Source organism: Listeria monocytogenes (assembly GCF_013282665.1).
Lineage (GTDB): Bacteria > Bacillota > Bacilli > Lactobacillales > Listeriaceae > Listeria > Listeria monocytogenes_C.
Genome location: NZ_CP054041.1, coordinates 2,769,104 through 2,787,956 on the forward strand (window position 1 = coordinate 2,769,104; position 18,853 = coordinate 2,787,956).

Genomic DNA, 18,853 nt, shown 5'->3' on the forward strand with positions numbered 1-18,853 from the left:
TTATAATAGATTATGCTGTTTTGAATACAAAAGAACAGGGACTAGATTAGCCCCTGTTACATTTTTCATGTTATTTCAATTTGCCACGAAGAACCATTGGTAAAATCCCACCATGACGGTAATAGTCAATTTCCACTTCAGAGTCAAAACGTGCAAGGACATCAAAAGTAAAGCTTGAACCGTCTTCACGAACAGCGGTTACTTTTACCAGGTCTCTTGGCGCTACTTCTTCGCCGATTTCAACTTGCAAGCTTTCTGAGCCTGTTAAGCCAAGCGTTTCTGCATCTTCACCTGGTTGGAACTGAAGTGGTAAAACACCCATCATAACAAGGTTAGAACGATGAATCCGTTCATAGCTTTTCGCGATAACTGTTTTAATTCCTAGTAAATTCGTTCCTTTGGCAGCCCAGTCACGTGAGGATCCCATTCCATAATCGTCGCCAGCAAGAATGACTAAACCAGTGTTATTTTCGATATATTTTCTAGATGCGTCATAAATGGACATCACTTCGCCAGTTGGCCAATAAGTCGTATAGCCACCTTCTGTACCTGGTGCGATTTGATTTTTAATACGAATATTCGCAAATGTCCCGCGCATCATTACATCATGATGACCACGACGAGAACCGTAGGAGTTGAAATCACGAATTGCCACGCCTTGTTCTTGCAGGAATTTTCCAGCTGGGGTATCTTTGCCGATTGCTCCGGCTGGCGAAATATGGTCGGTTGTAACAGAATCACCAAATTTACCAATAACGCGGAGACCAGATAAGCTCTCTACTTTGCCAGCTTCTTTTGCTAAATTATCAAAGAATGGTGAGTTCGCAATATACGTCGAGTTTTCATCCCATTTGTATAGGGCATCTTCTGTTGTCTCAATCGCATTCCAAGCTTCGTTTTCATCAAATACATGGGCATATTGTTCACGGAAAAGTTCTGGTGTTACCGTTTCTTCTACTAATGCCTTCACTTCTTCTGAACTTGGCCAAATATCGTCTAAGAAGACTTCTTCGCCATTATTACCGCGTCCAATTGGTTCTGTTAGCATGTCGACATTTGTTGTCCCAGCAAGCGCATAGGCAACGACTAGTGGTGGTGAAGCTAGGAAGTTTGCTTTTACAAGTGCATGAATACGCCCTTCAAAGTTACGGTTACCACTTAATACCGCAGAAACAAGCAAATCACTATCTTGTATTGCTTCTTCAATTTCTTCTTTCAATGGACCAGAGTTTCCAATACATGTCGTACAACCATAACCAACAAGGTCAAACCCTAGTTTTTCTAAATATGGAAGTAAGCCCGCTTTTTCCAAGTAGCCCGTTACAACTTTGGAGCCTGGCGCCAAGGAAGTTTTTACGAATTTTGGTACTTCTAAGCCTTTTTCAACTGCTTTTTTAGCAACCAAACCAGCGCTTAACATCACATATGGGTTAGAAGTATTCGTACAACTTGTAATAGCCGCAATCGCAACGGAACCAGTCTTCATGATAGATTGATCACCATTACCGAATGTAACAGTTACTTCTTTATCTAAAGCTGATTTATCAAGTCCGAAACCTTGGTTGCCTGCTTTGGCGGTAATCGATTCGCGGAATGTTTCTTTCATTTTTGAAAGTGGAATCAAATCTTGCGGACGTTTTGGTCCAGCCAAGTTTGGCTCAATCGCAGAAAGATCGATTTCCACAATTTGCGTGTAGTTTGGTTCTACTTTTTCTGGTGTGAAGAATAAATCATTTGCTTCTAAATAAGCTTCTACTAGCTCGATTTGTTCTTTGTCACGGCCAGTTAGTTTTAAATAATTAAGAGCTTCTTTATCAACTGGGAAAAAGCCACAAGTTGCGCCGTATTCTGGCGCCATATTCGCAACGGTTGCACGGTCAGCAAGTGGCAGTGTCGCAACACCCGGACCATAAAATTCCACAAATTTACCTACTACTTTTTGTTCCCGCAAGACTTGGGTAACTTTTAAAGCGAAATCGGTTGCAGTTGCGCCGTTTGGTAGAGCACCTAGCAATTTCACACCAATAACTTCTGGAATTGGGAAGTACGATGGTTGACCAAGCATGCCGGCCTCTGCTTCAATACCGCCCACGCCCCAACCTAATACACCAATCCCGTTAATCATCGTTGTATGGCTATCTGTTCCGACAAGGGAATCTGGAAACGCTACAAATTCGCCGTCTGCTACTTCATTCGCAATAACGACGTTTGCTAAATACTCTAAGTTAACTTGGTGAACGATACCTGTTGCAGGTGGTACTGCGCGATAGTTATCAAATGCTTTTTGCGCCCAATTTAAAAACTGGTAACGTTCCATGTTGCGCTTGAATTCGAGTTCCATATTGATTTTCAGTGCTTCTGGATTCGCATAGCTGTCTACTTGCACCGAGTGATCGACGACTAAATCGACCGGGATTTCCGGATTGATTTTTTCAGGATCGCCGCCAAGGTCCGCCATGGCTTTACGTAAAGAAGCTAAATCAACTACTGCCGGAACACCTGTGAAATCTTGCAAAATAACACGAGCTGGTTTGAATGGTACTTCCCCTTCGTTGCCATCTTTCGACCAATGGGCTAAATCTTCTACGTGAGAATCCTTAATTACCCGCCCATCTGCTTGTCTTAGTACCGATTCCAGTAAAACACGTACAGAATAAGGTAATTTCTCAATGTTTGTAAGCTTGTCCTCTTCTAAGGTTTTAAGTTTGTAATAATGATACGTTTTGTCGTTCAGTTGAAATGATGCTTTTGCTTTTTCTTTCCAATTAGTCATCCACGTTTCCTCCTTCAATTCTTGAAACGATTGGTCTCTCTCATCTATTGTACTTAAAAACAAGCGATAAGTAAACAAAGAGAATCCTCTATATTTTGATAACTTTTTCTTATAACAGAAAAATGAATGACAACGGAGTGCCATTCATCTGTATTTTATAAACCTAAATTGGTTAATGCTTGTTCTAGCGAGCCAAATGATTCGAGTTTTGAAATGTTAGAACCTACTTGGATTGTGCGTTGAGCGAAACTCGGACGCATACCAGAAAGTATTGGTACTAAGCCAATTAATTTAAAGGATTGAATCATATCTTCCATATGTTTGGTTGCAAAATCATCTTTTAATACCGCACTGGAAAAATCAATGACAATCGTATCTAAATTTAACTTATCCGCAGATTCTATAGCTTTTTCTTTCATGAAATAGCCTCTATCGTCATCCAAACTACCAACAATTGGTAAGACGCCGATAGAATCAGTGATAGGAATAATTCGTGTAGATAACTGAATTATTTCTTTTCGCTGCGCTGCGACTTGCTTTCTATTTTCTTGCATAAATCCTTCTAATAACTGTTGTTGAATCGACGAAAGTGTATCTTTTATAGCAAGCATAAATTGGATAATGTCGGCATCTGAATAAAAAACTTTTTCCGTTTCTTTCCATTTGACTAAACTAGTGATGATATATTTTTCGACTTCGCTCATATGTTGATGAATTTTTCTAATATCGGTCTTATCATTGAAACGTCTTTTACCAATACTTTCAAAATCGCGTTCCTTCACACCAGTTATTACATCAATAATCATGCCACATGATGCGGTGCTCAGTGAGCGAATAGAGGCTTCCTCTTCCCCGCCGCTAAGTCTTAATTTAAATTCATCTGTTCCACTATAATAGTTTTCATAAAACATATTCACTAACTCTGAACGACGACTAATCAAAAATTCCTTAATTTGCATAAACTTCTCCTTTTTCACCGATATTATCTTGCAAAAATTAAGATGTTATCTGCATGTAAATTTTCAATCATTTTATCTACTTGTTCCGCTGTTAAATCAAAGTCTTCTAATAATCTTTTTACCGATTTATCGTCTGTTTTTGAGAACCATTTAGCGAAGGGACCGGCAGCATATAAAGCGCCATATTTAGGATTGTACGCTTGTGGAATAACAATCGCTCCACTTAGAGATTGTAGGATTCCAGAAATAATACCGAAAGCCTCTTCGTTAACTGGACGTTCGATTTCGATATTTTCTTTTTCTGCTAAAGTTTCTAAGTTCTTGTTGTGTTTGGATTTGGCTAGAACAGAAATATCTTCTTTTTCATAGCCCTCACTTACTAATTTGCTGATGATTTCCTCTGCTGCACCAACATTTTGAACTGCGAATACTTCCCACTTTTTCATTATTTGTCATCCCTTCCATTATCCAATTGTAAAATTTGTTTGATTTCTTCTGTACTTAATTTTCCTAGCATTTGTTCGCCCGGTTGGATTAGTTCGTCCACTAGCGCTTGTTTTTTCTTTTGCAAATCAAAAATTCGTTCTTCTATCGTGCCTTTTGTAATCATTCGGAACACTTGGACGACGCGTTTTTGGCCGATTCGGTGAGCACGACCAGTGGCTTGTTCTTCTACAGCTGGATTCCACCATAAGTCGTATAAAATGACGGTATCCGCGCCAACAAGATTGAGTCCAGTTCCGCCAGCTTTCAAGGAAATTAAGAAAATATCGTTCTCTCCTTCATTAAAAGCATTGACCATATCAAGCCTTGTTTTCGATGGAGTTTTACCATCCATGTAAAATAAGGACTGCCCCTCTTCTTCTAATTTTTGGCGAATAATTCCAAGCATACCTGTGAACTGGGAGAAAAGGAGAATACGTTTACCGTTTTCTCTTGCTGTCTGTATTGTATCAAACAACTGTAGTAATTTACCAGATTCACCTTGATAATTTTCCACAAAAAGACTTGGATCACAACAAATTTGGCGTAAACGGGTTAATCCTGCCAACAATTTGATTCGTTCTTCTCCAGCATTTCCATTACTCGCTTCTAAATCTGCTTGAATTTTTTCTAAATAGGCTAAGTAAATTGTTTTTTGTTCATCAGTTAATTCAGAATACAGGTTGGTTTCGATTTTGTCAGGTAGTTCTTTGACGACATCTTGTTTTAGTCTGCGTAGTAAGAATGGACGAATCATTTTAGCAATATTATCATATGGAATTTCTTTGAATTTACGTAACGATGGGAAAAATCCTGGCATTAACGTTTGGAAAATCGTCCATAATTCATCGATGCTGTTTTCGAGCGGCGTCCCACTGAGGGCAAATACATGGTTGCGTTTGAGCGCACGCACTGCTTGAGATGCCTTTGTATGATAATTCTTGATAGCTTGTGATTCATCAATAATAACACTCGAAAAAGCAACATCTGCAAAATGGACAATATCTTGGCGTAGCGATGGATACGAAATCAAGTAAACATGGCCATGCTTCATTTCTTCCATTTCAGCCATTCTGGATTGTTTCGTTCCATGTAAAACAGTCACTGGAATAGCTGGCGCAAATTTTTCTAATTCGCTTTGCCAGTTATAAAGTAGTGATGCTGGCGTAATAATTAAAACTGGTTTTAAGTTCGGATTCTCTTCTAACTCCGATGCTAGAAAACTAATCGTTTGCACCGTTTTACCAAGCCCCATATCATCTGCTAAAATACCACCAAGATTATATTTTGCAAGTGATTTCATCCATTCGAAACCAGTTAGTTGATAATCGCGCAACTCTGCTTTTAATCCTTTTGGTAAAGCAAAACTGTCTTCGGATTGCGTCGTAATATCTGTAAGCAATTCGCGGAAAGAACGACTGAATTTATGATGTTCATCTTGCGTTCCCGCTCCTAAAATGTCATAAATTTGCATTCCACGGTATAGCGGTACTTGCATGTTTGCTTGGACATCTTTTTTACGCACTTCTAACATTTGGAGTACATCTTCCATTTGTTTGTAGTTTTCTGATTCAAGCGATAAGAAACGACCACTTTTCAAACGGTGATAGCTGCGTTTTTCACGCAAGGATTCTAGGACATTTTGTACTTCTTCTTCCGGAATACCTTTGAAATCAAACGAAACAGAAAGATAATCGTTATCACCAGATACGTCCAGTGTCGTTACTGGGCGCACATTCTCTTCTACCATTTCTTCGAGGCCGTCTTCCATATAAATCTCTGCGTACTCCGCTAGTTTTGGAATGGTGCGATAGTAAAATTGATATAAATCTTTCTCTTGTTTATTGACGACCATTTTTGTCCCTGAAAAATGAACAGGGGCGCTTTCGATAATATTCATCACACGAGCCTCTTTTTCGACATCGCGTATCATGATTTTTTCGTTTTCTTCTTCCGATGTTGCAAAAGGATCAAAAAGTTGATTGCCGTAATGATATTCAAGGCGTAATGTATGCTCTCCGTATTCAAGTGCAATAAATAATTTACAATCAAGTGGCTGTTGCGTAATGCGATCTTCAATCGAGTCATCCAGTTTTAACTTCCCGCTTTTCTGTAACGCTGGTAATACGTAGGAAATGACTTCACTTAATTGCGACTCTGAAAATTGCACCACTTCATTTTTTGTTACTTTATGAAATTCCATCAATGGTTTTAAAGATTCCCACACTTCTTTTGCTGGGATAAAAAAGGTACCATCAAAGAACAAAAGTTGGTAGGCTTCAAAAAAGATTGCTTGTTGTAAATCTTCCATTTCTAGTTGGTATTTATCGTCTGCACTTTTTTTGAGTTCGAAAATGAAATCAAGGTTATCATGGCGCACATTGATACCGCGATATTTAATATCTTCTACGCGTTCTTTCATAATAATACACGTCGTATCGCGTTTCGTGAGTAATTCTAACAAGTCACTCGCCATACTTGGTGGTATTGTTAGGTTTTTCTCTTCTGCGTAAGATTTGGACCAATAAAAAGAATCTGTATCATACATTTTGGCAATTTCACTGATTTGCAGTAGTTTATCCAGAATTTGTTTGTCTTCCTCGAGAAAGAAATGCTCATTTGGATCGTAAGCAAAATTCTTAGTGAAAACAAGCCACTGTCTGTCACGAATTGCGGCTAAAAACGTATTCATATTTTTTACAACATAGGTCCGTTCTGTCCCAACTTTGACTTCAATAGTCATGATATAACTAGAATCATCGGGTTTTAAACGGATGATGTACTGCGTTTGAAGTGGCGTTTTATTCGTATTATCCTCTTCTACTTCGAGTTGTTGCGCCATATTTTGTTGAAAAAGGGAAAGAAGTGTATTTGATTCTTGCGTGAGAATTCGATTTTTAAAATCTTGTTTGGCTGCTTTTTGCTTTTCTTTTTCCATTTTTAAATGAGTTGCGTAGATGTGTTTACAAATGGCGTTCAACTGAAAATCGGCGCAACTACACGCATAATTTTCATTGCCTGCATCTTCTACGACATTTTGATCAATAAAATATGTTGAAAAATGCTCTGATGCATCTTTTTCGCGAAACTGAATAATTTCTCCGTCTTCCATCAGTTTCTTTCCAGCCTGCTTCACACTATATGGAATCATTTTATTTTGAATTGCTGTAAAGTGCTCCATTACTTTCTTCCTCCCAAAACCGTCCGTTACTCTAAACTACTATTATATAGGAAAAGACGAGGGACGGCAACGCATGCGGTCTTTTAGCTACTAGCGGTAATAAATTTAGTTGTACTTCCGTGATTTGTTGCAGTTACCTCTAGCCTTGCGGAAATTCGTTCTTTTAGTTCTGGTACATGGGAAATAATTCCAACTAAGCGCCCATTTTCTTGTGTTTCCAATAAACATTCCACTGCGGCTTCCAGCGATTCAGGATCAAGCGTACCAAATCCTTCATCAATAAACATGGTTTCAAGCGAAATCCCGCCAGCCATTTCTTGAACAACTTCTGCGAGTGATAAAGCAAGTGCTAAAGAGGTTTTGAAGCTTTCTCCTCCCGAAAGTGTTTTTACATGTCGTGTTAATCCTGTATATTCATCAAAAACTTCCAGTTCTAAGCCACTTTGGACATTTCCTTTTGCTTTTTCCATTTTCCGCTGGAGTTCAAAACGACCGCTTGTCATTTTGGATAAACGGTGGTTAGCACGGTGGATAATCGTGTCTAAAAACATTGCTAAAATGTATCGTTCAAAGGTTAATCTTCGGGCATTTTTGCCACGAGCTGCATCAGCTAGTAAACCAATATCCGCATAATTTTCTTCGGCTTGTTCCACTGCCTGAATACTGTTTTGGTAGTTTTCCACAAGTTCTTTTCTTTTTGCAACGAATTCGCGTTGTTTCATTGTATTTTCTTCTGACTGACTAAGTTCAAATTGCTTTTCTTTCATGATGAATTCTAGTTGTTCCATATTTGGTTTTTGTTTATTTTGGAGTTTTTCTTTTAAATCAGCTTGACGTGATATCGCTAAATGGCGTTTCCGCTCGTATTCGGCCAGTTTGTCTTCTAGATTTTTTAATTCTTCTACTGATAACAGAGCTTGTTTATAAGCATCATAGGATAAAAAATCATTTTGTTTCATAGCATCTTTGAAAATTTCGCGCTGTACTTGTAAGGCTTCTTTCGCGTCTACCGTTGTTTTTTGCGCTGAGTGTAACGTAGATTCTAATCTAGTTGTTTCTTTTTCTGCCTGTCTAAACAACGCGTCTACCTGTTCGGCTTGCTTGATATGTGTTTCGATATTTGCGCTTAGTTCTCTCATTTTGCTATCGAAAACAGCCTTATCTCGCAACTCGTCTGGAATGGATTGTTCCAAATACGTTAGTTTCCCTTCCATTAGTTGCACATGTTGATGTAACTTTTCTACTTCGAGAGCCAGCTTGTTTTTTTCGGTGGTCATTTCATTTTGTTCGTTTTTCAATGATTCTACTGTCGACTGAACAGTTTCTTTTTGCGCTACTTCGGATTGCAACTTGGTTATTTGCTCTCTCAGATTGGTAGCTAGTTGAATATTTTCAGCTAATGTTTGTTGTATTTCTGCTAAACTTTGCTCGTTCTTATCTGCCCATTCACTAAGTTGCCATTCGAGTTGACTGATAGCTTTTTCCGTCGTAGTAATCGCTAATTGTTTTTCTTGTAGCTTTGCTTTTGCTATTTCGAGTGTTTCAAGGTTAGCCGTTTCTCCGAATTTTGCGCGTTTTGGATGTGACTCCGACCCACAGACAGGACAAGCATCTCCCTCATGCAGATGCGCTGCGATTGTTGCTGCTTGTTCTTTTTCTAGTTTTGTTTCTTCTTGTTTAATCGTTCTTTCCATTTCCGCTTTTTCTATTAAAAGTTGCGCTAATGTTTGCGCTTCTGTTTGTTTTGCTGCGTCCCACGCTTCCATTTTCATCCGTTTATTAACTAATTCTTGTTCTTTTTCTATCGTGGCTTCTAATGTTGTCCGTTTATTAATAACTTCTAAATACGTGAGCTCTGCTTTGTTTATTTCTGCTAATCGACTTTCAGCTAATTGCAGTTCTGTGGCTATATTTTGTTCCTTGTTGATTATTTTTTCTAAAAGGCTCGTTGTTTCTTTCCAGTCTAATTCGGTGCGTCTTTTTTTGATCGAGACAGTTTCTAATTCCATGATTTTCGGTTCCATTTCTTCTAATTGAAAAAGTGTCCGTTTGTTTATTTCAAATTCTGATTCTTTTTCAGCGAGTGCTTCTTTTTGTTTTTTCGCATGTAAAAATTGTATTTTTACTTGTTCCGCCTCGACTACTACTTGTTTTTCTGTTTGTTCAGCGACTTCTAATTGTTCTTTTAAACGAATACAAAGTGCATCTTGGGATTGAAGGTTGCTTGCTCTTTTCGCAGCATTCATGCGAATTTCCATTGTTTGATAAAAATCTTTCTCCGCTTCTAGTGTCACAACTTCTTCTGTATACTTATCCAAATTTTGCCAATCAAGCAGTTGTTCTTTCGCAAGCGTCACTTTTTCGACAGCTTCACTTGTTTGTTTCCGAATAATACTTAATTTATTTTCTAATTCCGTTAAAATTACTTGTTCTTTTTGAATGGCCTCGTTTTGCAACACACTGATTTCACTCGTTGTCTTTCCAGAAACTTCCACATCCGGTAAACTAAGTTCAGCAAGTTCTGCCATTTTTTTACGCGCTTCGACAACCAAGATTTCGGCTTGTTTCTGCTTTTCCCATAATAAATTTTCCACTTTTTCATAGTAAACCGTATGCGCTAATCTTTGCAATATGACTTCTTTTTCTTTACTATCCGATACGAGCAGTTCTCTAAATTCACCTTGAGGAATCATCAAAATTTGTCTAAACTGATCCACATTAAGCTGAATTAACTCTTCCATTTTTGTATTAACATCGCGCACGGAACTTGCAAGTAACTTCATTTCGTCACCAATCAACTCATATAATTCTGCTTTTTGCGGTGAAGTAGTTGTTCCGTTTCCTCGTTGTTTGGCAATTTCCTGCTGAGGGATGCGGCTGATTTGGTAAATTTTGTCCTTCAATCTAAAAGCGAGCGTTACTTCTGTTATCTCTTTATCCGTCGCAAAATGACTTCGCATCGAAAAACTTTCTCGGTCAAATGTATTCGCTTTTCCAAAAATCGCAAAACTAATCGCATCAAAAATAGTCGATTTCCCTGCTCCTGTTTTACCAGAAATCACAAAAATCTGCTCCGTTCCCAATTTTTCAAAATCGATAACTTCTTTCTTAGCATAAGCCCCAAAAGCTTGCATCGTTAATTTAATCGGTCTCATTCCGCATCCTCCTTCCTTGCTTGTTCAAAAACATCCGCTAACTTTTGCTTCTGTGTTGCCGTTAATTCTGTCCCATTAACATGTTCAAAAAATTGACCAAATAGCTCTAAATCATCTTTTTTCATGATTTCTTCAAAATTGTCTTGCGTTTCTTTTAATGTTTGTTTTTTACGTTCTAAATGTAAAATATTCGGATAAAATTGGCGTAATTTTCCCATCGGATCAATTAAAGCCCCTTCATCCATTAAATTCACTTGAAAAAAGTCATCAGGTTTTTCCACCAAATTTTCCGTCAGTTCCGCTAGCGTTCCAGAAATAATGCGCATATCATGTTTTGGTCTTAGAAAGCGCTCTGTCACGCTAACCAGTTCTTTCCCTTTCAGCTCCACAATCCTCACACTTTTATGATCATTTGCTTCTGAAAATGAATACTTTAAAGGCGATCCACTATAAAAGATAGATGGGTGCCGAATCGCATGCGGATGGTGCAAGTGCCCAAGCGCGGTATACGTAAAACCATCAAAACAATTTGTAGACACACGGTCCACATTTCCAATTGCTAGTTGTCGTTCGGAATCACTCGGAATCCCCCCTGAAACGAACGCGTGTCCAACCAAAATCTGCGCCTTGCTTGTATCCCATTTGGACCGGATTTGTTTCGTCACGGCTTGCATAGCATCTTCAAAACTACGAATTGAATTATCTGCAAAAGCTTCCCGAATAATCGCCGGTTCGTGATATGGTACAAGCCATACTTCGGCATCCATAAAAGAAATCGCTTCAAACTGCGACGTACATTTTCCTTTCATATATAGCTTGCTACTTTCATACCACTGACTTCCAAAAGCAAGCCGCTCCGCACTATCATGATTCCCGCTAATGGCAAATATCGGAATACCTAATTCTACATTCCATTTCACTAAAATATCATTTAGCACTTTCACCGCATCGGCAGGCGGCACAGCTCGGTCATATAAATCTCCCGCTAAAATAAGCGCGTCGACTTGTTCCTCCTCGGCAATCTTCGTTATTTGTGCCAAAATATATTCTTGCTCCGCTAACATCGATACACCAGATACTATTTTTCCTAAATGTAAATCAGCTGTATGTAAAAATTTCATTGGTTTCCTCTTTTCTTTTTCTCGGAGATTATTTATTTTTAATGCAAAACTTGTCAATTTTAAGTATACTAGATATAGTTTAAAAAAATAACTAGCAATACTGGGAGTGAAGAAGTTGTTTTATCATTTCGCAAAAAATCTCGTTCATTTTATTTTAATTATTATTGGTGGACGATTTCAAGTACAAAACAAAGACAAAATTATTGAAGCACCTTATGTTGTTGTGTCCACGCATACGTCATGGATTGAAATCTTATACCTCGGTTTTGCCCTATCACCAACACCAGTGCATTATATGGCGAAACAAGAGCTATTCAAAGGTAAATTCCTGAACTGGCTCATGACACACCTGAATGCCTTTCCAGTCAATCGCGATAACCCTGGACCAAGCGCCATTAAAGCCCCGATCCGGATGCTAAAATCCGGTAAAGTAGTTGGGATTTTCCCGAGTGGAACTAGAAAAACGACCAACCTTCATTTAAAACGTGGCGCAGTAACTATCGCTCACAAAGCAAAAGTTCCAATGCTACCTGCCGTTTATGATGGACCAAAAACATTTGGAGAAATTTTAAAACGCAAAAAAATCATTATTCGTTTTGGCGACCCGGTATTATTCAATGATACCGAACTTGACCAAAAAGAGCTACTAGAAGTTAAATCTCAAGAATTAATGGCGACTTTTGAACAACTTCAAAATGAAATTAATCAAACAAAAAATAAATAATAAAAAAGACAGCTTCCATTTGGAAACTGTCTTTTTTATTATCAGGAAGCTGTATCAGTTGTGATGCTTGAAGGATTAAGTCCAGCATCTTTTAATACGCCAGCAATTGCTTCGTCCGCTTTTGCCATTGCTTCGTCTGCTTTTGTTGTATCACGACCGCTAGCTTTAAGTGCGTCTGCTTCTAATTTGTAAGCGTCACTTAATTGTTTCACAGCTGCTTTGAAATCATCTGTATATTTGCCAAGGTCTGGTGTTTTTTCACTAGCAAGTGCTTCAGATACTTTAAGTGCTGATTCACTTGCTGGTTTTGCAAGAGCTGCAAGGTCCGCTTCAGATGGTTTAGGATCTGCGCCAACTGCTCCTACATAAGCGTTGTAATCGCCATTGTTTTCATTAACAACGTTTACTAAATCCATGTAATAATTTAATACTTTGTCTTTATCACTTGTTGTTTCTTTTTTTGTGTCTTCTTTTTTGTCAGAACTGTTAGAACCGGAACAAGCCGCAAGCGACAATCCTAGTGCTAAAGTTAAAACTACTAATAACCATTTCTTCAAGATGATGTCCTCCTTTTTTTCAAGCCAAATTCGGAAGCCCTTTTGTAACTGGCCGCGTCAGTCTCGGATATGCTTCACCCATCCGGCAAGTACATTACTCACGATGTAACATTATTCATTATAAGCTATTCGCACTGAATAATTCAAGCTGTTTTGGAAAATGCTTTCACTATTATTCATACTCTCCGCTTACTTCTACTTTACTAAGTTCTTTTTCGGTATTTTTATATTGGAAATACATCACAATTCGCCACGGTACAATCATCGCAAACGCCATTATCCAGAACATCCCAGACAACTCTCCCACTTCTAAATTACCACTAATCCAGTACTTAATAAATATTCGAATGAGTAACAGTCCCATCAAAATAACTGGAAAAGCTTTTGTGCGTTTAATAAATACGTACTTGTGACGAACTTCAAATTTCGTTGTCCAAATTAAAATAACAGAAAACACTAGCCCCATTGCTATAGCTTCTAAAATATCTACCCACGAAACACGGAAAAAAGGAATAACAAACATGAGCGCGCCTGTTGACATCATAATTGGCGGTATGATAATCCCTTTCACACTTGCTGGACGCTTTGATGCTTTCATTCTTATCATGATAATTCCAGCCCCAAAAACAAGTGTAATGATAATTGAAATGATTAATGACACTTTTAATTCCCCCTACTAATCTGCTGTAACACTTCGCTCCTCATTATATTCCTTTTACCATTTGAAATAAACTTCTCTGCTTAAAGCGCTTCGTCTAAATCCATTCCGCTATTTTGTAATTGATACATGGAATGGTACACTCCTTCTTCTGCAATTAATGTATCATGTGTACCACGTTCAATAATTCTTCCTTTAGATAAAACTAAAATTAAATCGGCATCCTTAATTGTCGAAAGTCGATGCGCAATCGCAATCGTCGTACGTCCTTCTCTCATTCGTTTTAACCCAGTTTGAATTAAGCTTTCTGTTTCTGTATCAATATTTGCTGTCGCTTCGTCTAAAACGAGAATTTGTGGATTCGTCACAACCGTTCTGGCAAAGGAAATCAGCTGTCTTTGCCCACTTGAAAACGAAGCACCTCGCTCAATCACTTTATGCTTGTATTGATCAGACAATGTTTGAATAAAGCCGTCCGCTTGAACAAATTTCGCAGCATCCACAATTTGTTCATCTGTAATGCTTTTATCGTAGAGGCGAATATTTGTATTAATATCCCCATAAAACATAAAACTATCTTGCAATACTAGTCCAGTTTTCTTACGCAGTTCCGTAATTTCGTGAGACTTAATCGACTTACCATCAATCAAAATATCGCCTCGTTCAAATTCATAAAAGCGCATCATTAAATTGATAATCGAACTTTTCCCACTTCCTGTATGACCAACAAGCGCTACGGTTTGTCCTGGTTCAGCCGTAAAACTAATATTTTTCAGCACGTCACGCCCACCTTCATAAGCAAACGAAACATCTTTAAACTCAATTTTGGCCCGTGTGATTTTCGCCTCTGGATCATTTAATTGGGCTGGTACTTCTTCCGTTTCATCCATAATGCGAAATACCCTGGAAGCCGCTGTAATCGCTTCTTGGTACATTGCTAGCCGCTCCATTACATTATAAATCGCTTCTAAAAAACGATCAAAGTAACTAATAAAAGCATAAATCGTCCCAATCGCTACCGGTCCTATTAATGACTCTGCACCAAAGAAACTAAGGATAATCACTACAGCTAACGCGTAAATCAAATCAATCGCCGGTCCAAGTAATAGCGCATTAAATTTGATGTTTTTCATTCCAACATCATAGTAATCTTTATTGATTTTCTCAAATTCTTTTACTAAACGGCGCTCTTGATTAAATTGTTGAACAATCGACATACCTGAAATCGACTCAGCAATTTTTGCATTTAATTGACTTAATTTTTCTCGCCTCGCCCGGTAAAACTGTGAACTGTATTTCCGGTAAACAAAAATAATAAAGACGATAAGTGGGAATAACAGCAAACTATATAGCGCTAATTGAACATTGAGTGCAAACATCGCTGCATAAATACCTACAAGCATAAACAAACTTTGAATCGCTGTGGAAAGCACATTAATAAACATATCTTTCACCGCTTCGGTATCATTTGTCACACGCGACACAATGCTCCCTGCAGGCGTTTTATCAAAATAACGCATGCCTAGCGAATGAAGTTTTGTAAAAATATCAATCCGCATTTGTTGGACAATTTCCAGCGCGATTTTTTGGAAGAACAATAGTTGGAAATACCAAACAACAGATTTCCCAATTGTAAGTCCCAAATATCCCGCACCAAGAATTAGTAAGGCTTGCATTTCCAAATTCATCGGTGTTAGGTAATCATCCAAAAATATTTTAATCAAGATTGGTGCAAAGACATCCGCAAGCGTTACAAGAAGAACGAGCACACCGGTCCAAATCAAACTCGGAATATGATATTTGGTATAACGAAGCATTCTTTTTAAAACCTCGCGATGTTCTTTACCGGACATCACTAACATTTCATCTTGTTCATTCATCGCTTCCATCTGCTGCACCCCCTTCTTCTAACGCTTCTTCCAGTTGTTGCTCATGGAACATTTCTGCATACCAGCCATCTAAAGCCATTAGCTCCTTATGCGTTCCCCGTTCCACAATTTGCCCTTTATCAATCACGATAATTAGATTCGCATGTTCGACAGAGCTAAGTCTGTGCGCGCTAATGATTGTCGTTTTATCCGAACGATTCTCTTTCAAATTAGCTAGAATTTGTTCTTCTGTTTTTGCATCTACCGCCGAAAGTGCATCATCTAAAATAAGCAATTCAGGATTCATAATTAGCGCACGTGCGATGGCAAGACGCTGCTTCTGACCACCAGATAGTGAAACCCCACGCTCGCCGACAATCGTATCATATCCATTTTCAAAACCAAGAATATCTTCATCTACAGACACAAGTTTTGCAATCTTTGTCACTTCTTCTTGGGGCGCATCTGGTTTGCCAAAGCGTATATTATCCCGCACCGTTGTCGAGAATAAAAATTGATCTTGCGGCACATAACCAATCGCTTCTCGCAATGCTCGAACCGTATAGTCTTGAATTTTCACATTAGCAAACGCAATTTTACCTTCGTACGTATCATATTCACGCATTAACAGTTTTAATAAGGAAGTTTTTCCAGAGCCAGTTCGACCAACAATACCTAGCGTTTCCCCAGCTTTTAATTCAAAATGAATATCCGACAAGACAGGTTCACTTTCATCTGGATACGTAAATTGGTTCATTTCTACTTGTAAGTTACCCACTGGAACCGTATCGATTGCACCTTCATGGTCTAGTACATCTTCTTTTTCAGCAAGTAAATGTTGTACCCGGTCATACGAAGCATTACCTCGCTGAATAATGTTGTACAAGAATCCAAAAGCTAACATTGGCCAAATCAATAAGAATAAATAGTTTGAAAAAGCAATCACCTGTCCTATAGTCAGTTCTCCGTCTACAACGAATTTTGCGCCAAATCCTAAGGAAAGAACAAATGAAATCCCCACAATAATGGAAATCATCGGATCAAACATCGCATCCACTTTAGCGACAGAAATATTTTTTTGAACGACTTCTTTCGTCTGTTCCGCAAAATCTTGAATATCCTCTTTTTCTTGTCCAAACGTCCGCGTAACTTTTATTCCCGAAATACTCTCTTGCGTTTTATCATTCAACATCGAAAAAGCGGCTTGTGCCCCGTGGAAACGATCGTGTAACTTTTTACCTAAAATCGAACTTCCGAGCACCATAAACGGCATTGGAAGTAACGCAATTAAGGTTAGACGCCAATCAATGGTAATTGCCATCGTTGCAATTACCGTTCCTCCTGTTAAAACAGAATCTGACAGAGTTAAAACCCCAATTCCAGCAACTTGTTGAATCGCTGTAATATCGTTCGTCGCATGGGCCATTAAATCTCCTGTTCGATAGCGTTGAAAGAAAAACGGCGACATCTTTGTAAAATGTTCAAATAAACGTAAACGTAAAGTGCGTTGTAACTTATTATCAGAACCGAAAATCAACATCCGCCAAACATAGCGACCGCCGTATGCAAGAATCGCTGCAACAACTAGAATAATCATCCATTTAATCAATTTGTCTTTTGTTAATGAATCGTTCGTCACTGCATCAACCGTATAGCCAATAATTTGCGGTGGAACTAACTGTAAAAGCGCAATTGTAAACAAAATGGTTACTCCAAACGCATATGATTTCCAATTTTCTTTAAAAAACCAACCTAAAGCCTTATAAATTTTCAAGCAACCTTCCCTCCCTTTTTTCCTTAAAATTAGACAAATAAAAATAATGGACCTATTTCTGCCCATTATTACCCGAAAAAATATATTTATTTGTCACCACTTTGTATAAAATAAAACCAAATTAAAGGAGAGCTCCCTTGTCCTTGAAATGGTCCGGTGAAATAAATTCTATTTTTAAGCGTAATAATGCCTTGTTTGAAGTCTTCATATAATTATTCATCGTCCATTCCTCCTTTGTTTTATTATGCAACGTTATTAGTTTAACCGATTTTTTTTGAAAGCGCAACAAATAATTGCAAATTGTTTAAAAATTAATTTTATTAAACTTTTTCTCGAAATCATTCGACTACATAAAAAAGCATAACGATTCATACCAGAATCGCTATGCTTTATATAATTAACTTAATTAATTTTCGTTGGGAGTAACTTGATTTTCAACAGCCTCTTCATATAATTCAAACTCTTTTGTTTTGCTCACTTCTTTTTCTGTATCAATGTTTTTTGTTTTTTCATCAAAAGAAATAGTAGAGTTTCCACCTGCTACAAGGAGTGATCCGTCGTCTTGCGTATAAGCAGTAAAAATATAAATTTGACCTACTTTTGGTAGCTGATCATCTTCAAATACATCATAGGCAGAACCATCTTCACGAATACCACCTTGTTTTTCAAGAGCAATTTCCTTATTTAGTGTTAGTTCATTTTTTAAATTCGAAATGACTTCTACTTTGTAATTTGTATAAGCTTCACCAATATACTCCATTGAACCATCTTCTTGTTCGATTGGCGTTTTATTTTTATAGGTTGTTCCAGTTTCTTCTGTTACCTTCCCCACAAACACATAATCTGCATCCCCGACCACTTCGTTTGGATTATCTACATCCAATGTATAATCAGAAAAAATGGCATAGGTTGGTACTTCTTTCTTCTTTGGCTCCGCTTTTTCGGCATAAGTATTTACTGTTAAAAAACAGCCAATAGTTAAAACACTAATTGCTGAAGCGATGATTCCCATAGTTGTTTTTTTCAATGTGAGTACCCCTTTTTAATATTTTTTATATGCTGCATCATAGGATTGTTTATCATTTGTAGATAAAGTTGTTTTAGACGTGCTATACTGATACATTACGTCAGTTGAAGCATTATGTCCTAGTCGCAAACAATGTCCCAGCTCATGGGTAGCAACATTTTGTTTTCCTGCGTTATTCTTTTTATCCATATTCTTCTTATTAAACGTAATTTTTCCGTTACTATAAGTCGTCGCATTGATGTTATTATTGACGGAAATATCACTACAATATACATCTGATTTATTCGTTGCCGATGCTGGTCTAATAACGCCTTTTTTGTATGCGTTCCATGTATTAGCCCCGGATCGAACAAACGACATATACTTTGAATTCCCTGAGTAATCTAGATGTTTGCTAGAATCTACTAAGTCCCAACTATTGATTTTTGCTACCGCACTCGCTTCTTGTCCTGGAAGTAAAATACTCCATAAACATACAAATGCTACTAATAAAGATACTATTTTCTTCACTCTGTGTCGCCCCTCTTTGTAAGTAATAATTAATAAGTGAAACCGTAAACATATCAAAATAAA

General features: G+C 37.9%; 13 protein-coding genes. 1 reads left to right on the forward strand and 12 read right to left on the reverse strand.

Annotation, left to right across the window (positions count from 1 at the left end; all coding sequences use genetic code 11):
• Nucleotides 1-70: 70 nt before the first annotated feature.
• The 6 genes from acnA to HRK21_RS13935 all read right to left on the reverse strand — a co-directional run bounded on the left by acnA (nt 71) and on the right by HRK21_RS13935 (nt 11,672).
• A complete protein-coding gene (gene acnA / locus HRK21_RS13910) occupies nt 71-2,773 on the reverse strand; it encodes an aconitate hydratase AcnA (RefSeq protein ID WP_070006741.1) in 2,703 nt (900 codons plus the stop codon).
• A 155-nt stretch (nt 2,774-2,928) separates the two neighbouring features.
• The gene (locus tag HRK21_RS13915; protein WP_003739093.1) at nt 2,929-3,732 is read right to left on the reverse strand and encodes an STAS domain-containing protein; all 804 of its coding nucleotides are present in this window, start codon (nt 3,730-3,732) and stop codon (nt 2,929-2,931) included.
• 23 nt (nt 3,733-3,755) lie between these two features.
• Entirely contained in the window at nt 3,756-4,178 is a 423-nt protein-coding gene (locus HRK21_RS13920; RefSeq protein ID WP_003739094.1) for a general stress protein, read from the reverse strand.
• Nucleotides 4,178-7,396, reverse strand: coding sequence for a DEAD/DEAH box helicase (locus HRK21_RS13925; protein WP_070006742.1), 3,219 nt, complete (start codon nt 7,394-7,396; stop codon nt 4,178-4,180). The genes HRK21_RS13920 and HRK21_RS13925 overlap by 1 nt, the downstream gene beginning before the upstream one ends.
• 83 nt (nt 7,397-7,479) lie before the next feature.
• Nucleotides 7,480-10,551, reverse strand: coding sequence for an SbcC/MukB-like Walker B domain-containing protein (locus HRK21_RS13930; RefSeq protein ID WP_070006743.1), 3,072 nt, complete (start codon nt 10,549-10,551; stop codon nt 7,480-7,482).
• The gene (locus tag HRK21_RS13935; RefSeq protein WP_070006744.1) at nt 10,548-11,672 is read right to left on the reverse strand and encodes an exonuclease SbcCD subunit D; all 1,125 of its coding nucleotides are present in this window, start codon (nt 11,670-11,672) and stop codon (nt 10,548-10,550) included. Before HRK21_RS13935 ends, HRK21_RS13930 begins: the two co-directional genes overlap by 4 nt.
• Before the next feature lie 115 nt (nt 11,673-11,787).
• Here HRK21_RS13935 and HRK21_RS13940 point away from each other — a divergent pair, with 115 nt between their 5' ends.
• A complete protein-coding gene (locus HRK21_RS13940) occupies nt 11,788-12,396 on the forward strand; it encodes a lysophospholipid acyltransferase family protein (protein ID WP_003727338.1) in 609 nt (202 codons plus the stop codon).
• Nucleotides 12,397-12,437: 41 nt separating this feature from the next.
• On the opposite strand, the gene HRK21_RS13945 is transcribed toward HRK21_RS13940, so the two are convergent.
• The 6 genes from HRK21_RS13945 to HRK21_RS13970 form a co-directional block, all read right to left on the reverse strand.
• Entirely contained in the window at nt 12,438-12,953 is a 516-nt protein-coding gene (locus HRK21_RS13945) for a hypothetical protein (protein WP_003739098.1), read from the reverse strand.
• Between the two features lie 172 nt (nt 12,954-13,125).
• Nucleotides 13,126-13,614, reverse strand: coding sequence for a CcdC family protein (locus HRK21_RS13950; RefSeq protein ID WP_070006745.1), 489 nt, complete (start codon nt 13,612-13,614; stop codon nt 13,126-13,128).
• Nucleotides 13,615-13,694: 80 nt separating this feature from the next.
• Nucleotides 13,695-15,500 carry an ABC transporter ATP-binding protein gene (locus HRK21_RS13955; protein WP_003739100.1) on the reverse strand — a complete coding sequence of 602 codons (1,806 nt, stop codon included), beginning with the start codon at nt 15,498-15,500 and terminating at the stop codon, nt 13,695-13,697.
• A complete protein-coding gene (locus tag HRK21_RS13960) occupies nt 15,484-17,253 on the reverse strand; it encodes an ABC transporter ATP-binding protein (RefSeq protein ID WP_069888694.1) in 1,770 nt (589 codons plus the stop codon). The genes HRK21_RS13955 and HRK21_RS13960 overlap by 17 nt, the downstream gene beginning before the upstream one ends.
• A 406-nt stretch (nt 17,254-17,659) precedes the next feature.
• Nucleotides 17,660-18,280, reverse strand: a complete 621-nt coding sequence (locus HRK21_RS13965) for a hypothetical protein (protein WP_003739102.1) — start codon at nt 18,278-18,280, stop codon at nt 17,660-17,662.
• Nucleotides 18,281-18,295: 15 nt separating this feature from the next.
• Nucleotides 18,296-18,790 carry a matrixin family metalloprotease gene (locus HRK21_RS13970; protein ID WP_003739103.1) on the reverse strand — a complete coding sequence of 165 codons (495 nt, stop codon included), beginning with the start codon at nt 18,788-18,790 and terminating at the stop codon, nt 18,296-18,298.
• Nucleotides 18,791-18,853 lie beyond the last annotated feature (63 nt).

Coding starts and splice junctions, on each gene's coding strand:
- acnA (WP_070006741.1), bottom strand. CDS start 2,773: ATGACTAATTGGAAAGAAAAAGCAAAAGCATCATTTCAACTGAACGAC.
- HRK21_RS13915 (WP_003739093.1), bottom strand. CDS start 3,732: ATGCAAATTAAGGAATTTTTGATTAGTCGTCGTTCAGAGTTAGTGAAT.
- HRK21_RS13920 (WP_003739094.1), bottom strand. CDS start 4,178: ATGAAAAAGTGGGAAGTATTCGCAGTTCAAAATGTTGGTGCAGCAGAG.
- HRK21_RS13925 (WP_070006742.1), bottom strand. CDS start 7,396: ATGGAGCACTTTACAGCAATTCAAAATAAAATGATTCCATATAGTGTG.
- HRK21_RS13930 (WP_070006743.1), bottom strand. CDS start 10,551: ATGAGACCGATTAAATTAACGATGCAAGCTTTTGGGGCTTATGCTAAG.
- HRK21_RS13935 (WP_070006744.1), bottom strand. CDS start 11,672: ATGAAATTTTTACATACAGCTGATTTACATTTAGGAAAAATAGTATCT.
- HRK21_RS13955 (WP_003739100.1), bottom strand. CDS start 15,500: ATGGAAGCGATGAATGAACAAGATGAAATGTTAGTGATGTCCGGTAAA.